The sequence below is a fragment of the Burkholderia cepacia GG4 genome (assembly GCF_000292915.1).
GTDB lineage: Bacteria > Pseudomonadota > Gammaproteobacteria > Burkholderiales > Burkholderiaceae > Burkholderia > Burkholderia cepacia_D.
This window is the reverse complement of the sequence record NC_018514.1, coordinates 827,731-841,709: the sequence shown is the minus strand read 5'-3', so window position 1 is coordinate 841,709 and position 13,979 is coordinate 827,731. Positions and strand designations below refer to the sequence as shown.

11 protein-coding genes and 2 pseudogenes are annotated in these 13,979 nt (G+C 69.7%); 8 read left to right on the top strand and 5 right to left on the bottom strand.

The genetic code is table 11. The features are described from left to right. The first annotated feature begins 37 nt into the window (after nucleotides 1–37). Both GEM_RS19555 and GEM_RS19550 read left to right on the top strand, forming a co-directional pair. Nucleotides 38–979 carry a helix-turn-helix transcriptional regulator gene (locus GEM_RS19555; protein ID WP_014899107.1) on the top strand — a complete coding sequence of 314 codons (942 nt, stop codon included), beginning with the start codon at nucleotides 38–40 and terminating at the stop codon, nucleotides 977–979. 129 nt (nucleotides 980–1,108) lie between these two features. Beyond that, the gene (locus tag GEM_RS19550) at nucleotides 1,109–1,807 is read left to right on the top strand and encodes a fumarylacetoacetate hydrolase family protein (RefSeq protein ID WP_014899106.1); all 699 of its coding nucleotides are present in this window, start codon (nucleotides 1,109–1,111) and stop codon (nucleotides 1,805–1,807) included. Nucleotides 1,808–2,062: 255 nt separating this feature from the next. Here GEM_RS19550 and GEM_RS19545 read toward each other — a convergent pair whose 3' ends face one another. Beyond that, on the bottom strand, nucleotides 2,063–3,658 hold the full coding sequence (locus tag GEM_RS19545; protein ID WP_014899105.1) for a trypsin-like peptidase domain-containing protein: 1,596 nt from the start codon (nucleotides 3,656–3,658) through the stop codon (nucleotides 2,063–2,065). A 225-nt stretch (nucleotides 3,659–3,883) separates the two neighbouring features. Next, nucleotides 3,884–4,756 carry a LysR family transcriptional regulator gene (locus tag GEM_RS19540; RefSeq protein ID WP_014899104.1) on the bottom strand — a complete coding sequence of 291 codons (873 nt, stop codon included), beginning with the start codon at nucleotides 4,754–4,756 and terminating at the stop codon, nucleotides 3,884–3,886. Between the two features lie 140 nt (nucleotides 4,757–4,896). Here GEM_RS19540 and GEM_RS19535 point away from each other — a divergent pair, with 140 nt between their 5' ends. Further along, the gene (locus GEM_RS19535) at nucleotides 4,897–6,150 is read left to right on the top strand and encodes an MFS transporter (protein ID WP_014899103.1); all 1,254 of its coding nucleotides are present in this window, start codon (nucleotides 4,897–4,899) and stop codon (nucleotides 6,148–6,150) included. Between the two features lie 38 nt (nucleotides 6,151–6,188). Here the strand turns inward: GEM_RS19535 and GEM_RS19530 are convergent. Further along, a pseudogene (locus GEM_RS19530) lies at nucleotides 6,189–6,812 on the bottom strand (alpha/beta fold hydrolase); the annotation flags it as partial. Here GEM_RS19530 and GEM_RS19525 point away from each other — a divergent pair. Next, nucleotides 6,765–7,052, top strand: a pseudogene (locus GEM_RS19525) (LysR family substrate-binding domain-containing protein); the annotation flags it as partial. The pseudogenes GEM_RS19530 and GEM_RS19525 sit on opposite strands and share 48 nt — an antisense overlap. Before the next feature lie 72 nt (nucleotides 7,053–7,124). Here the strand turns inward: GEM_RS19525 and GEM_RS19520 are convergent. Then, entirely contained in the window at nucleotides 7,125–8,597 is a 1,473-nt protein-coding gene (locus GEM_RS19520) for a PLP-dependent aminotransferase family protein (RefSeq protein ID WP_014899100.1), read from the bottom strand. Nucleotides 8,598–8,761: 164 nt separating this feature from the next. Here GEM_RS19520 and GEM_RS19515 point away from each other — a divergent pair, with 164 nt between their 5' ends. Further along, a complete protein-coding gene (locus GEM_RS19515; RefSeq protein WP_014899099.1) occupies nucleotides 8,762–9,961 on the top strand; it encodes a GNAT family N-acetyltransferase in 1,200 nt (399 codons plus the stop codon). Between the two features lie 24 nt (nucleotides 9,962–9,985). Here GEM_RS19515 and GEM_RS19510 read toward each other — a convergent pair whose 3' ends face one another. Next, a complete protein-coding gene (locus GEM_RS19510; protein ID WP_014899098.1) occupies nucleotides 9,986–10,486 on the bottom strand; it encodes a DUF3331 domain-containing protein in 501 nt (166 codons plus the stop codon). A gap of 605 nt (nucleotides 10,487–11,091) precedes the next feature. Here GEM_RS19510 and GEM_RS19505 point away from each other — a divergent pair. The 3 genes from GEM_RS19505 (at nucleotide 11,092) to GEM_RS19495 (ending at nucleotide 13,979) form a co-directional block, all read left to right on the top strand. After that, nucleotides 11,092–12,156, top strand: a complete 1,065-nt coding sequence (locus tag GEM_RS19505) for a 2,3-butanediol dehydrogenase (protein WP_041490750.1) — start codon at nucleotides 11,092–11,094, stop codon at nucleotides 12,154–12,156. A 212-nt stretch (nucleotides 12,157–12,368) separates the two neighbouring features. Beyond that, the gene (locus GEM_RS19500; protein ID WP_014899096.1) at nucleotides 12,369–13,025 is read left to right on the top strand and encodes a VC0807 family protein; all 657 of its coding nucleotides are present in this window, start codon (nucleotides 12,369–12,371) and stop codon (nucleotides 13,023–13,025) included. 87 nt (nucleotides 13,026–13,112) lie between these two features. Continuing rightward, entirely contained in the window at nucleotides 13,113–13,979 is an 867-nt protein-coding gene (locus tag GEM_RS19495; protein ID WP_014899095.1) for a CPBP family intramembrane glutamic endopeptidase, read from the top strand.

Below are 13,979 nucleotides of genomic sequence, written 5' to 3'. Positions count from 1 at the left end.
TCGCGGCTCAACCGCGTCACGAACCGCAGAATCCTTCATGCCATCCACCGCCCCGCCGCGCCTGTACGGGATGCCCGAACGCAGCGACCGGCTCGATTTCTACATCCGCGACCAGGCGTCGCGCCAAGCGATCACCGAACCGCACCGGCACGCGTACTTCCAGATCCAGTTCAACCTCGGCGGCGACACCGAGCAGCGAATCGGCGGCGTCACGCGGCCGTTTCCGCGCGGCGCGCTCGCGTTCGTGCTGCCGCACCGCGAGCATCTGATTCCGCATCCGGAAGGCGCGCACTTCATCGTGATCAACTTCAGCCAGGCGTTCCTGCGCGCCGATCTCGACGTCGATCCACTCGATCTCGAGGACGTCCCGGCACACCGATTTCCCGAGCTGACGCCGTTCCGCTTCCAGGAACATCTCGATTTCATCCTGACCGCCGACGCGTTCGACGAGGCACGCCGCCTCGCGCTGTGCATGCTCGACGCCGACCGCGTGCGCACCTTCGGCTCAACCACGTTGCTGCGCGGCTACCTGCTGCAGCTGATCGGGATCGTCTGCACACAGTACGCGGGCGCGCTCGACAAGCTCGCGCAGCGCGGCGCCCAGCGCGCGGGCCGGCGCGACGCGCTCGCGCGCGTGCTGCGCCACGTGCGCGCGAACCTCACCCGCGAGGACCTGACACTCGCCGCGACCGCCGAGGCCGCGTTCCTGTCGCCGAACTACCTCGCGCACCTGGTGCGCAAGGAAACCGGCAGCACGTTCACCGATCTCGTGACCGAGCGCCGCATCGCGCTCGCGCAATCGCTGCTCGCACATACGAGCCGGCGCATCGCGGACATCGCGCGCTCGGTCGGCTTCCGCGACGAGGGCTATTTCGCGCGGCGCTTCCGCGCGCGGGTCGGCGTGTCGCCGAAGGCATACCGGGACGCGAACGCCGCGCCGCCGGCCGCCGACGACGTGCCGGCGGCCGGCGACGCGTAGTTTTGTCCGGTTAAAGCGCAGTTGCGTCGCATCCGGGCGCGCACGCGTCGGGTATCGTTCCATGCATGCCGGCCCGCCGTACCTTGCGCGGGCGCCGGCATCCGTCTTCCTGTCGAACGAGGCCTTCCGATGTCCGCATACGTCATCGACGCTTCCGAGCGTCCTTCCGTCGAAGTCGAACAGTCGTCCGCGCGCTTTCCGGTGCGCCGTGTGTTCTGCGTCGGCCGCAACTACGCCGACCACGCGCGCGAAATGGGCGCCGATCCCGACCGCGAACCGCCGTTCTTCTTCACCAAGCCGGCCGACGCGATCGTCCCGGCCGGCGGCACCGTCCCGTATCCGCCGCTGACCAGCGACCTCCATCACGAGATCGAGCTGGTCGTCGCGATCGGCAAGGACGGCCGGTCGATCGACCCGGCCGACGCGCTATCGCACGTGTGGGGCTACGGCGTCGGCGTCGATCTCACGCGCCGCGACCTGCAGGCCGAAGCGAAGAAGCTGAGCCGCCCGTGGGACTGGGCGAAGGGCTTCGACGCGTCGGGCCCCGTGACCGCGCTGCGCGCGGCGAGCGCCACTGGCCATCCGGCGAGCGGCAGGATCTGGCTCGCGGTCAACGGTGAAACGCGTCAGCAAGGCGATCTCGCCGACATGATCTGGGCCGTGCCGGACGTGATCGCCTACGTGTCGCGCTCGGTCGAACTCAAGGCCGGCGACCTCATCTTCACCGGCACGCCGGCCGGCGTCGGCGCGCTGCAGCCGGGCGACCGGGTGACGGGCGGCGTCGATGGCGTGGCAACGTTCGAGTTCGTGATGGGGGCAAAGCCTTAACGGGCTGCGTAGGCGCACGCGACGCGCCGTCCATCCGGCGGTCGTCGTGTCGTGTCGATCCCTGCCGATCCACGCGGCGAAGGTATTCCACCGGATCGGCACGCCGTCCACATGCCTTCGATCTCGCGCAGGCTTCGAATGCGTCGAACGCGCGCAGGACACGGCGGCACGCCGCGCGATCGCGGCCGGCAGCAGCAGCATAGCCCGCTGCGCCCCCCCGCATCGCCGGTGGTCAGTACAGCACCCGTCAACGCCCTACCGTGCGCGCACCGACACGAACTTGCGCGCGTTGTCGCGCTGGATCAGCACGGCAATCACGCCCCCTTTCGCTTCGAGCGCCTGCACGTCGTCCTGTGTTTCGAGCAACGTGTCGTTGAGTTCAAGCACGACGTCGCCCGGCCGAATGCCCGCGTTCGCGGCCGGCCCGTGCACCGCATCCACCATCATCCCGACCGCGAGCCCCGTCGAACGCCGCTCGGCATCGCTCAGCGGATGCATCGTCAGCCCGAGCCGATCGCCGGTGTCAGGCGGCCGTGCGGCGGCCATCGCCACGCCGGCGGCACCGCCAGCGCCGACCGTGCCTGCGCTGCCCATCGCGGCCGCGTTGTCGATCGCGTCGCCGGTCCCCGTTCCCGTTCCCGTTCCCGTGACCGTCAGCGTCATCGGCGCGCGATTGCGGATCAGTCGCAGCGGCGCCTTCCCGCCGGGCGGCAACGCGGCGGCCAGGTCGTTGAGTTCGGCGGACTGGCCGATCGACTTGCCGCCGAACTGCACGATCACGTCGCCGGGCCTCACGCCGGCCGCGGCGGCCGGCGAGCCGGGATCGACGCCGTTGACGAGCGCGCCCGCCGCACGCGGCAGGCCGAACGCAGCGGCCAGCCCGACGCCGACATCCTGCACGTCGACGCCCAGCGCGTTGCCGGACAACACGCGCTGCGCCTGCGCGCTGGCCCGCACCTGCGCCTGCATCTGCGCCTGGACCTGCGCACGCACCTTCGTGGCGAGCGCGATCGGAATCGCGAACGTCATGCTCCCGTAACGGTCGTCGCCCGTGTAGACCTGCACCGCGATGCCGATCACGTCGCCCGCGCGGTTGAACACGGGGCCGCCCGAGTTGTCGGGATTGACGGCGATGTCGGTCTGGAAGAACGGAAACGCGCTGCCGTCCGGCAGCGCATGCGACGTCGCGCTGACGATCCCGGCCGTGACCGTGTTGCCCGAGCCGTCCGGCGCGCCGATCGTCATTACCGGTTCGCCGGCGCGCACCCGCGACGAATCGCCGAGGTGCACCACCGGCAGCTTCGTCGCGTCGACGTGCAGCAGGACGACGTCGCTCTGCAGATCGACGGCCAGCACCGTTGCCTTCAGCTCACGGCGATCGGCAAGTCGCACCGTCACGTCGGTCGCATCGGCGACGACGTACGCGGACGTCAGGATCAGCCCGTCGGCGCTGACGATGAAGCCCGAGCCGCTGCCCGATATCGCGCGCAGCGACGTATCGGGCGCCGGCGCCTGCGGGCCTTGGGTGGGTGGCGGCGGCGCGCCGCGCCGGAAGAATGCGGTGAGCGGATCGTCGGGATCGAGGCCCGCGAACGACGGGCCGCCTGCCTGCTGGTCGGGCGTGCCGGTCATGATGGTCACGACCGCCGGGCCGTAGCGATCGACGATCGCCGGGAAGTCGACCGGCATCGAATAATGCCGTGCGGCGGGCCGCTCCTTCGTGACAGGCCGTGTGACGGCCGGCGTAACGGTCCCGGCAACGGCTGGCGGTGGCGACGACAGAAAGCCGGCGCATACGCCCCCGATCAACGCGGTGCGAAGCACGGCGCGAGCAAGCGTCTGGCGAACCACGGTGCACCTCCCCCGGCAGTCGCGGCGCCGACCCGCGCGAGACGCGCGGACGCCCGACAAGCACCAGTACACGCATCCATTTATAGTCCACGCCGGATCGAGAACATACGAATCGAAACCCGCATGCCGGGTGGCGTGGCGGCGGCTGAACCGCGACAGCGTTCGTTCCGAACAAAGCGCGCAATTCTTCAATCGGCATATTCCCCGCACCGCCACCCCGCGCGCCTAGGCCAGCAGAAGAAAATTGCGCACGACCGCCGACGGGTCCTCGCGTCGCGACGCGATCGCCAGCCGTGCGCGCAGCCCGTTGCCCGCGAGCGGCCGATACACGACGCCCGCGACCTGCACCTGCGTGATCGCCTTCGGCACGATCGACACACCGAGCCCGGCCGCGACGAGCGTCACCGCCGACGCGATTTGCGGCGCGGGCTGCGCCATGCGCGGCTGGAAGCCGGCGGCATTGCAGGCGGCCACGATGTCGTCGAACAGCGCGCTGCCCGCTTCGCGCGGCACCTGCACGAACGACTCGTCGGCCAGTTCCGCCAGATCGACCCGACGACGCTGCGCGAGCCGATGCGCGAGCGGCATCGCAACGAACATCGGCTCCTCGTCCCAGTCCGCTGCCAGCAACCTCGCGGCGATACGACGTTCCGGACGCACGATCGCGACGTCGAGCCGCCCGGCCTCCAGCGCCTCGAGCAGCACGCCGGAGGTTGCCTCCTGCAACGTCAGTTCGGTGTCCGGATATGCTTCGCGAAAGCGGCGAATCAGATCGGCCACTTTCGAATTGAACGCCGCCGTCCCGGTGAAGCCGACCCGAAGTTGCCCGATCTCCCCGCGCGCGGCCCGTTTCGCCGCCCGTGCCGCGCGCTCCGCGTCGTCGAGCACGCGCCGCGCCTCTTCCGCGAAAACCTCGCCCGCCACCGTCAGCTCGGCGCCACGCGCGGTCCGCTTGAACAGTTCCACGCCGAGCTCGCTCTCGAGCGCCTTGATCTGCTGGCTCAACGGCGGCTGCCCCATGCCGAGCGTTTCCGCGGCCTTCGTGAAATTCGACGTGGCGGCCACGGCCAAAAAGTATCGGAGATGCCGAAGTTCCATGCGCTATGTGACCTCAAGGTAAGCAGGTGTGGCTTCAAAGCCAGTCGCAAAACGTATCGCTACGGTTTCTTTCATATATTGGACATATGTGTCGACGTGCGCAAGAATTCGGGTATTCCCTAGCACATCGGGTGCATACCATGTCTTCTCCCGCGATTTCGCCCGCCGCGCCGCGCGTCCCGAACGCCACGCCTGACGCGCTGCCCGCCGGCGTTTCGCCGCGCTCGGCGGCGTACCAGCGCATCGCGCTGGCGCTCTTCCTGGCCGGCTTTTCCACTTTCTCGCTGCTGTACTGCGTCCAGCCGTTGCTGCCCGCGTTCGCGCGCGAATTCAACCTGGGCGCGGCGTCGAGCTCGCTGTCCCTGTCGCTGTCGACCGGGATGCTGGCCGTCTCCATCCTGTGCGCCGGCGCACTGTCCGAACGCGTCGGACGACGCGGGCTGATGTTTGCATCGATGACGCTGGCCGCGCTGTTCAACCTGCTCGCCGCGATTTCGCCGAACTGGAACCTGCTGCTGATCTGGCGCGCGCTCGAGGGTTTCGCGCTCGGCGGCGTCCCGGCGGTGGCGATGGCCTATCTCGCCGAGGAAATCGCATCTGACGGACTGGGCCTGTCGATGGGGCTCTATGTCGGCGGGACCGCGTTCGGCGGGATGATCGGGCGGATCGGGATGAGCGCGCTCGAAGAGTACTTCTCGTGGCGGACCGCGATGCTGACGATCGGCGTCGTCGACCTCGTCGCGGCGATCGCGTTCGTGATGCTGCTGCCGCAGTCGCGGCGCTTCGTGAAGCGAACCGATCTGACGCTGCGCCACCACTTGCGGCTGTGGGGCGCGCAACTGCGTCACGCGCGGCTGCCGTTCGTGTTCGCGATCGGCTTCCTCGTGATGGGCGCGTTCGTCACCGTGTACAACTATGCCGGGTTCCGGCTGACGGCCGCGCCGTTCAACCTGAGCGCGACCGCATGCGGCCTGATCTTCGGCGCCTATCTGTTCGGGATGGTGTCTTCGTCGAGCGCGGGCGCCCTCGCCGACCGCCTCGGACGCGCGCCCGTCCTCGTCAGCGGCATGCTCGTGTTCGCGACCGGCCTCGCACTGACGCTATCGCACTCGCTCGTCGCGATCATCGTCGGGATCGTGCTGATCACGATCGGCTTCTTCGTTGCCCACGCGGTCGCGAGCGGCTGGGTCGGGCATCTTGCCGGTTCCGCGAAGGGGCACGCCGCGTCGCTCTACCTGCTCGCCTATTACCTCGGGTCGAGCGTACTCGGCTCGGTCGGCGGCACCTTCTGGCAACACGGTGCGTGGACCGCGGTCGTCGCGTATGTCGCGGTGCTGCTCGCGCTCGGACTGGTGGCGGCGCACCGGATCATTCGCGCGGAACGCGTGCGGTAAGCACTTTCGAAGCGCGCGCCGGCACGGGATGATGCGTGTCAGCCCGCACGCGCATGAAACGCCGCGATCGCCTTCCACATCAGTACCGGATTCGAGTACATCGGGAAGTGCCCGCAATCCGGGATCTCGGACAGCACGACGCCCTGCGCCGCGATCGCGCTCAAGTACGAAAGCGACGCGTTCTGCTCGCCGTACATGAACATCCGCGGGAACGGCAGGCCGAGGAATTTGCGCATCAGGTCGCCGTGGTCGGACAGGTCGACCATCGAGCGGAAGATCCCGCCGACGGCTGCGGCCCGCACCTTGTGGCGCAGGCTGGCCGAGTACAGCGCGCTCGCATAGGCCGGCGCGCGACGGGTCCGGTCGATGAAATCGTCGAAGAACCGGTCCGCGCTGTCGCGCGGATGATCGACGATCTGCCGGCTCAGGAAGCAATCCTCGGGCGCGATGTTCCCCTCGATGTCGACGAAGCTCAGCACGCGCTCCGGATGCCGGTGCGCGAGCATCAGCGCCGTCAGGCCGCCCATCGAATGGCCGACGAGGTGGAACCGCTCGATGCCCATGCGCTCGATCACGTGCAACGCCGTTTCGACGAGAAACGGGATCGAGATCCTCGACAGGTCAGCCCGGTCTACTTCGACATGCTGACGTCCGTCTGCCGCACGCACGGGCTGACGCCGCGCGTGATTCATGAAGTGCGCTCGGTGACTTCGCAGATCGCTTACGTCGGCTGCGGCCAGGGGGTGGCGCTGGTGCCTGCGTCGACGCGCAGGCTCGCGCCGGAAAATGTCGTCGTTCGACCGTTGAAGGAAAAGGTCATGGTCGTGACGGCGGCCGCCGTATGGAATACCCATCGGCATCATCCGATGGTCGATGAAGTGCTCGACATGCTGAAACAGTAGCGACTCGCTGCCATGGCGCCGCTTGGGGCTCCGCGTCTCCCGATCCGCCCCCGGTCCCCGCAAGTTCAAGGTTCAATCGCCGCCGACCCGATGCGCGATCGTCGACAAGGTCCGCAGCATCGGCGCGAACGCATCGGCCGACGTATTGCCGAAACCGAGCACGAGCCCGTTGGCCGCCGACGTCGCGTGGATCGAAAACCCCGACAGCGGAAACGGCCCGATGCCGTGCGCGCGCGCCGCTTCGACGATCGCGCGGTCGCGGTAGCGCGGCGGCAGCCGCAGCGCGAGATGGAGCCCGCACGGCCCGCCCTCGACCTGATGCGGCACGCTGAACTCGCCGTCCAGCGCGGCGAGCAGCAAGCGCCGCCGGTCGCGATACAGCCGGCGCATCCGCCCGAGATGCCGCCCGTATTCCCCCGTCTCGATGAAATCGGCGAGCGCGAGCTGCACGTGGCGCGTCCCGCCGCGCAGCATCTCCGGCAGCGCCGGCCGTACCGCGGCCAGCAGCGCGTCGGGCAGCACCAGGAAGCCGATCCGCAGCGCCGGGAACATCGTCTTGCTGAACGAGCCGAGATAGACGACCGGTGAATCGGCCGCGAGCCCGTGCAACGCGCCGATCGGCTCGCCGGTGTGACGGAATTCGCTGTCGTAGTCGTCCTCGATGATCCATGCGCGATGCCGGCGCGCGGCGTCGATCAACGCGAGCCGGCGCGAGATCGACAGCACCGCGCCGGTCGGGAACTGATTCGACGGCGTCGTGTAGACCAGCCGCGGCGTGCGTTCGCGCCAGTCCGCGTGTTCCGCGCGCAGCCCCTCGGCGTCGACCGGCATCGGCACGACGTCGAGATCGGCCGCCTGCATCGCGGTGCGCGCGCCGCGATAACCGGGTTCCTCGACCCACACCGTGTCGCCGGGGTTCGTCAGCAGCTGTGCGCACAGCGCAATCGCGCCCTGCGCACCCTCGGTGATCACGATCTGCTCGGGATCGCAGCGCACGCCGCGCGTCACGGCCAGGTGGCGCGCGATCGATTCGCGCAGCGCGCGCTCGCCGAGCGGGTCGCCGTACGCCAGCAGGTCGCGGCCGGCGCGGCGCAGCGCGCGGTCGATCGCGTGGCGCCACGCATCCACCGGGAAATGCGACAGCGCGGGCACACCCGGCCGGAAGCCTTCCGTCTCGCCGGTGCCGATCAGGCTCGGACGGATCCGGCCGAGCCGTTGCGCGACGGCCGGCGGCGCGGCCCGCCGGCGCGGCGCCGCCGGCCGCGACAGGCCGACCACGCGCGTGCCGCGACGATCGGATTGCAGAAAACCTTCGGCGACGAGCTGCTCATAGACGGCCGCCGTGGTGTTGCGCGACACGCCGAGCGTCTCGGCCAGCGCGCGCGTGCCAGGCAGCCGCGTGCCGGCCGGCATCGCGCCGCCGAGGATCGCGTCGCGCACGCGGCGCAGCAACTGGCGCTGCAGCGAAGGCGCACCGGCCGTGCGCGCGAGCGGTGCATCGAGCGGCAACAGCGGCGTGTCGCCGGAAGGAAAGGCAGTCGTCATCGGGATATCGCGGCGTGGAAGGCTCGGTCCATGGCGTCACCCTCCTCGGAGATTCGTGGCACCATAAATTTGCCATTGTCTGGCGCTTCTCATGGTACCTCGCGCGGACTACGATCGTCTGCATGCCGGCATGTCGCCAGCCATCAACCGAAGCGAGATCGACCTTGTCCACGCTCACCAACGCCTTCCAGCAGCCCATCGGCTACCCCGTTCCCGACTGGTCCGCGCGCCCGCGCCCCGAGCGCATCGTGCTCGAGGGCCGCTACTGCCGGCTCGAGCCGCTCGACGCCGACCGCCACGCCGCCGACCTGTACGCCGCCTACGCGCAGGCGCCCGACGGCGGCGACTGGACCTATCTGGCCCACGGGCCGTACGCCGACGAGTCGGGCTACCGCGACTACGCGCGCGGCGCGGCGGCGAGCGCCGATCCGCTGCATTACACGGTGATCGACCGCGCGACGAACCGCGCGGTCGGCACGCTCGCGCTGATGCGCATCGATCCGGCCAACGGCGTGATCGAGGTCGGCTCCGTCACGTTCTCGCCGCTGCTCAAGCGCACGCCGATCTCGACCGAAGCGCAGTACCTGCTGATGAAGTACGCGTTCGACACGCTCGGCTACCGGCGCTACGAATGGAAGTGCGACGACCTCAACTTGCCGTCGCGCAAGGCAGCCGCACGGCTCGGCTTCCGCTACGAAGGCACGTTCCGGCAGGCAATCATCTACAAGGGCCGCAATCGCGACACCGCGTGGTTCTCAATCGTCGACGGCGAATGGCCCGCGGTGCGGGCCGCGTTCGAAGCCTGGCTCGCGCCGGAGAACTTCGACGCCACGGGGACGCAGCGCGAGTCGCTCATTGCAATCCGCCACGCGCAGGCGAACGCACGCGATGCGGCCGGCCGCGCGAACGACGCGACGCGCGTCACGGTCCGCCCGCTCGTGGCCGCCGATGAAGCCGCGTGGCGCCCGCTGTGGCAGGGTTATCAGAAGTTCTACGAGACCGCGCTGAGCGACGCCGTGTTCGCGACGACGTGGGCGCGCCTGATGGATCCGGCCGAACCGATGTTCGTGCTCGGCGCGTTCGATGCGTCGGGCGCGCTGATCGGGATCGTGCACGCGATCTACCACCGCTCGTGCTGGACCGAAGGGCCGTACTGCTACCTTCAGGACCTGTTCACGGCAGCCGACGCACGCGGCCAAGGCGCGGGCGGCGCGCTGATCGAGGCCGTGTACGAGCGGGCCCGCGAAGCCGGCGCGAGCCGCGTGTACTGGCTCACGCACGAAACCAACACGATCGCCCGCGCGCTGTACGACAAGCTCGCGAACGATGCGGGGTTCATCCAGTACCGGAAGGATCTCAAGTAACGCGGAACCACGGCCGGCCGGCGTTCAGCCTGCAACGCCGGCCGGTTCCGTCGCGTCGTGGCCGGCGTCGTGATCCTCATCCGGCACGGCATCCCGCACCGCGCCGAACGCCTTTGGCACCGACGCCGGGCGGATCATCTCGTCGGCATTGGCCGGCACGGGCCGCCGCACCGGCCGGAACACCGGCTCGCCCGGCTCGATCGGCCGTCCCGAGATCGCGCAGCGCCCGGGCGCCAGCGCCGCGCGCAAACGCCAGCGCTGCTCGCCGTAGTGACAGCGGCCGCTCTCCACCCAACGCACCAGCAGGCCGTCTTCGCCGGCTTCCAGCACCGTGACGAACAGTTGCGGCCGCAACGGCGACATCGCCGCGACGCCGCGTTGGCGCGCGCGGCCGAGCGCAACGATGGCCGCGATCGGCCGCGCAACGTCAGCGCCGGGCGTCGGCATCGGGTCCGCTGCGCCGGAGGCCGACGCGGCGCACGACAGGTTTTCTTCGCAGATCAGGCTTTCCATGGTGTCCGGCATGCTTGACGAGAGTTTTCGGGCAGGTTGAACGGCGCGGGGCTCAGCGCCGGCCCGGCGGCGCGCGCAGCAGCGCCGGCCCGACGTTCACGGCGGCGCCCCGATAACTGCGCACCCGCGACTGGCGATTCGGTCATGTGCCCTCTCCGGTGACGCCGCCGCGCACTGCACGCGATCGGACCACCGCAGATGATACAAATTGAAGTTAACTTTAAGTAAAGGGGAAACGTGCGCAACGATGCGTTGCACCGATCGCCACAATGTGCACGCGGCAGCGACCGCCACCCGATCCGCTCGTCTCGCGTTTCGTCTCATATCGGTGAGACGAATGTCCCGGCGTCTCAATCCAGACGCCTTGTCGCAAGTGCAGCACATTCCGCGCACGCTTTCCGCCTCATCGCCGACTGTCAATGCAAGGCGACGTGCTGCATCGCACCTCGCCCGCCTCGCGCCGTCGCCGCGCACCGCGTCATTCGAGCTGGCCCCGTTCCTGCGTATGGGTCGATCGCGCAATCGCGCGACGGGCGCAGCGGCCCCTGCCTCGCGCCCGACGACAACCTGACGGAGACAGCAACGTGAGTACACCGGCACTGAACACCGCCCCCAGCATGAAGGCCGCCGTCTGGCACGGCCGCAACGACATCCGCGTCGAGGAAGTTCCCGTTCCGGCGCACCCGCCGGCCGGCTGGGTCCAGATCCGCGTGCACTGGTGCGGCATCTGCGGCTCCGACCTGCACGAATACGTCGCGGGGCCCGTGTTCATCCCCGTCGACGCGCCGCACCCGCTGACCGGCCTGAAGGGCCAGTGCATCCTCGGCCACGAGTTCAGCGGCGAGATCGCGGCGCTCGGCGCGGGCGTGGCGGGCTTCGCAGTCGGCGACCGTGTGACGGCCGACGCGTGCCAGCATTGCGGCAAGTGCTGGTATTGCACGCACGGGCTGTACAACATCTGCGAGAACCTCGCGTTCACCGGGCTGATGAACAACGGCGCGTTCGCCGAATACGTGAACGTGCCGGCCGAACTGCTGTACCGGCTGCCCGACAACTTCCCGACCGAGGCCGGCGCGCTGATCGAACCGCTCGCGGTCGGGCTGCACGCGGTGAAGAAGGCCGGCAGCATCGTCGGCCAGACCGTCGTCGTGGTCGGCGCCGGCACGATCGGGCTGTGCACGATCATGTGCGCGAAGGCGGCCGGCGCCGGGCGCGTGATCGCGCTGGAAATGTCGGCCGCCCGCAAGCAGAAGGCGCTCGAGGTCGGCGCGACAGTCGTGATCGACCCGAAGTCGTCCGACGCGATCGCGGAAATCAAGGCGCTGACGGGCGGCTACGGCGCCGACGTGTCGTTCGAGTGCATCGGGCACACGGCCACCGCGAAGCTCGCGATCGACGTGATCCGCAAGGCCGGCAAGTCGGTAATGGTCGGCATCTTCGAGGAGCCGACGTCGTTCAACTTCTTCGACATCGTGTCGACCGAGAAGGAAGTGATCGGCTCGCTCGCGTACAACGGCGAATTCGCGGACGTGATCCGCTTCATCGCAGACGGCCGGATCGACGTGCAGCCGCTGATCACCGGGCGCATCGCGCTCGGCGACATCGTCACGCACGGCTTCGAGGAACTGGTCAACCACAAGGACCGCAACGTGAAGATCATCGTCCAGCCCGCGACCGCTTGACGAACCCGGAGCCGGACGATGACCGGCGCGTGACGGACGCGTGACGGGCAGGCGCCGCGCCAGGCGGCCTTGGCGCGGCCCGCCGCACGGCCGGGCGCGTGCCCGCCCGCCTTCGCTTCGGCGCACGAACGACGGGGCGCCACGCGCAGGGTCGGACTTCGATATACTCGAAGCGACCTCACCGCCCGCGCGCCGCCCGCGCGCCTGCCCCCGTGAAACCACGCGCCGGCCTGATCCTCGAACTCGTCGTCAACCTGCTGCTGCCCTGGGTCGCCTACCGGGTCGCGCATCCGTATTTCGGCGAAACCGGCGCGCTGTACGCGTCGGCGATTCCGCCCATCGTCTGGTCCATCGTCGAATTCATCCGCTCGCGCCGCATCGATGCGGTAGCCGCCGTGGTGCTGCTCGGCATCGCGCTGTCGATCGCCGGCATGGCGCTCGGCGGCAGCGCGCGCACGCTGCTGATGCGCGAATCGCTGGCGTCCGGCACGATCGGCGTCGTGTTCCTGCTGTCGTTGTTCCGCGATCGTCCGCTGATCTTCTATCTCGCGCGCGCGACGGTGGCCCGCGAGACGGCCGGCGGCGCCGCCCGGTTCGAGACGGTCTGGGACGAGCAGCCGGGGCTGCGCCAGATGCTCCGGCTGATGACCTTCGTGTGGGGCGCGTGCATGTCGCTGGAGATGCTGCTGCGCTTGTGGATGGTCGTCACCTGGCCCGTCGAGCGCGTGCTCGTCGTGTCGCCGATCATGGGCTATACGGTATTCGGCACGCTGCTGCTGTGGACCTTCTGGTACCGGCGGCGCATGCGCGAGCGCAACCGCGTCGATATCCCGACCCGCGACGGCGTCACCGAGGTCGCCGGCCGCTGACCGACGGCCGTTCGCGGCCGGCCCGGCGGCGTGTCACGGCCGCTGGGGTATGATGCGCGGCGTCTCGTCCGCCCCATGCATCGCCCCATGTCTCTCTCGCTTCTCCCGTGTGCCACGATCTGGCTCGCCCTGTTCGCGGCCGCCGCATTCGCATGGCAGCGCCCGCTGCACGGCCTGAGCCTCGCCGTCGCCGCGTTCGGGTACGCCGGCGCGCTGGCGTTCGGCAAGCTCCCGCCGATCGTGCTCGCGCCGCTCGCGCTGCTCGTGGCCGCCGCCTGGGGCGTCGCGCCCGGCCGCCCGCTCGCGGTGCGCATCGTCGCGCACGTCGTATTTGCCGCGCTCGCGATCGCGCTGAGCCTGCACCTGATCCCCGGCTTCCACAATCCGCGCGTGATCGAGCCGACGCGTTTCACGCCGGACGCCGTGCCGTTCACGATGTACCTGAATTTCGACAAGCCGCTCGTCGGCCTGTGGCTGCTGTGGGTGCTGCCGTGGGTTGCGCCGGAGATCCCGCTGGCGCGCGCACTGCGCACCGGCGCCGTGGCGGCCGTCGCGACGGCGGCGGCGTGCCTGGCCGGCGCGCTCGCGTTCGGGATGGTCGGCTGGGCGCCCAAATGGCCGGCGTCGGGCTGGATGTGGCTCGCAAACAACGTGCTGCTCGTGACGCTCGCCGAGGAAGCGCTGTTCCGCGGTTACGTGCAAGGCGGGCTGACGCGCATGCTCGGCCGGTTCGGATGGGGCCCGTGGGCCGCGCTTGCGATCGGCGCGGTGCTGTTCGGCGCCGCGCACGCGGCCGGCGGCTGGCCCTGGATCGTGCTCGGCACCGTCGCCGGTATCGGCTACGGCCTCGCCTGGCGGCGCGGCGGGCTGCTCGCATCCGCGCTCGCGCATGCCGGGTTGAACGTCATTCACTTCGGGCTGTTCACCTACCCGATGCTTGCCGCCGCGCGCTGA

Excerpts from the sequence above, each read along its gene's own strand:
- GEM_RS19540 (WP_014899104.1), bottom strand. The coding sequence starts at position 4,756 with ATGGAACTTCGGCATCTCCGATACTTTTTGGCCGTGGCCGCCACGTCG.
- GEM_RS19555 (WP_014899107.1), top strand. The coding sequence starts at position 38 with ATGCCATCCACCGCCCCGCCGCGCCTGTACGGGATGCCCGAACGCAGC.
- GEM_RS19505 (WP_041490750.1), top strand. The coding sequence starts at position 11,092 with ATGAAGGCCGCCGTCTGGCACGGCCGCAACGACATCCGCGTCGAGGAA.
- GEM_RS19520 (WP_014899100.1), bottom strand. The coding sequence starts at position 8,597 with ATGACGACTGCCTTTCCTTCCGGCGACACGCCGCTGTTGCCGCTCGAT.
- GEM_RS19510 (WP_014899098.1), bottom strand. The coding sequence starts at position 10,486 with ATGCCGGACACCATGGAAAGCCTGATCTGCGAAGAAAACCTGTCGTGC.
- GEM_RS19535 (WP_014899103.1), top strand. The coding sequence starts at position 4,897 with ATGTCTTCTCCCGCGATTTCGCCCGCCGCGCCGCGCGTCCCGAACGCC.
- GEM_RS19550 (WP_014899106.1), top strand. The coding sequence starts at position 1,109 with ATGTCCGCATACGTCATCGACGCTTCCGAGCGTCCTTCCGTCGAAGTC.
- GEM_RS19495 (WP_014899095.1), top strand. The coding sequence starts at position 13,113 with ATGTCTCTCTCGCTTCTCCCGTGTGCCACGATCTGGCTCGCCCTGTTC.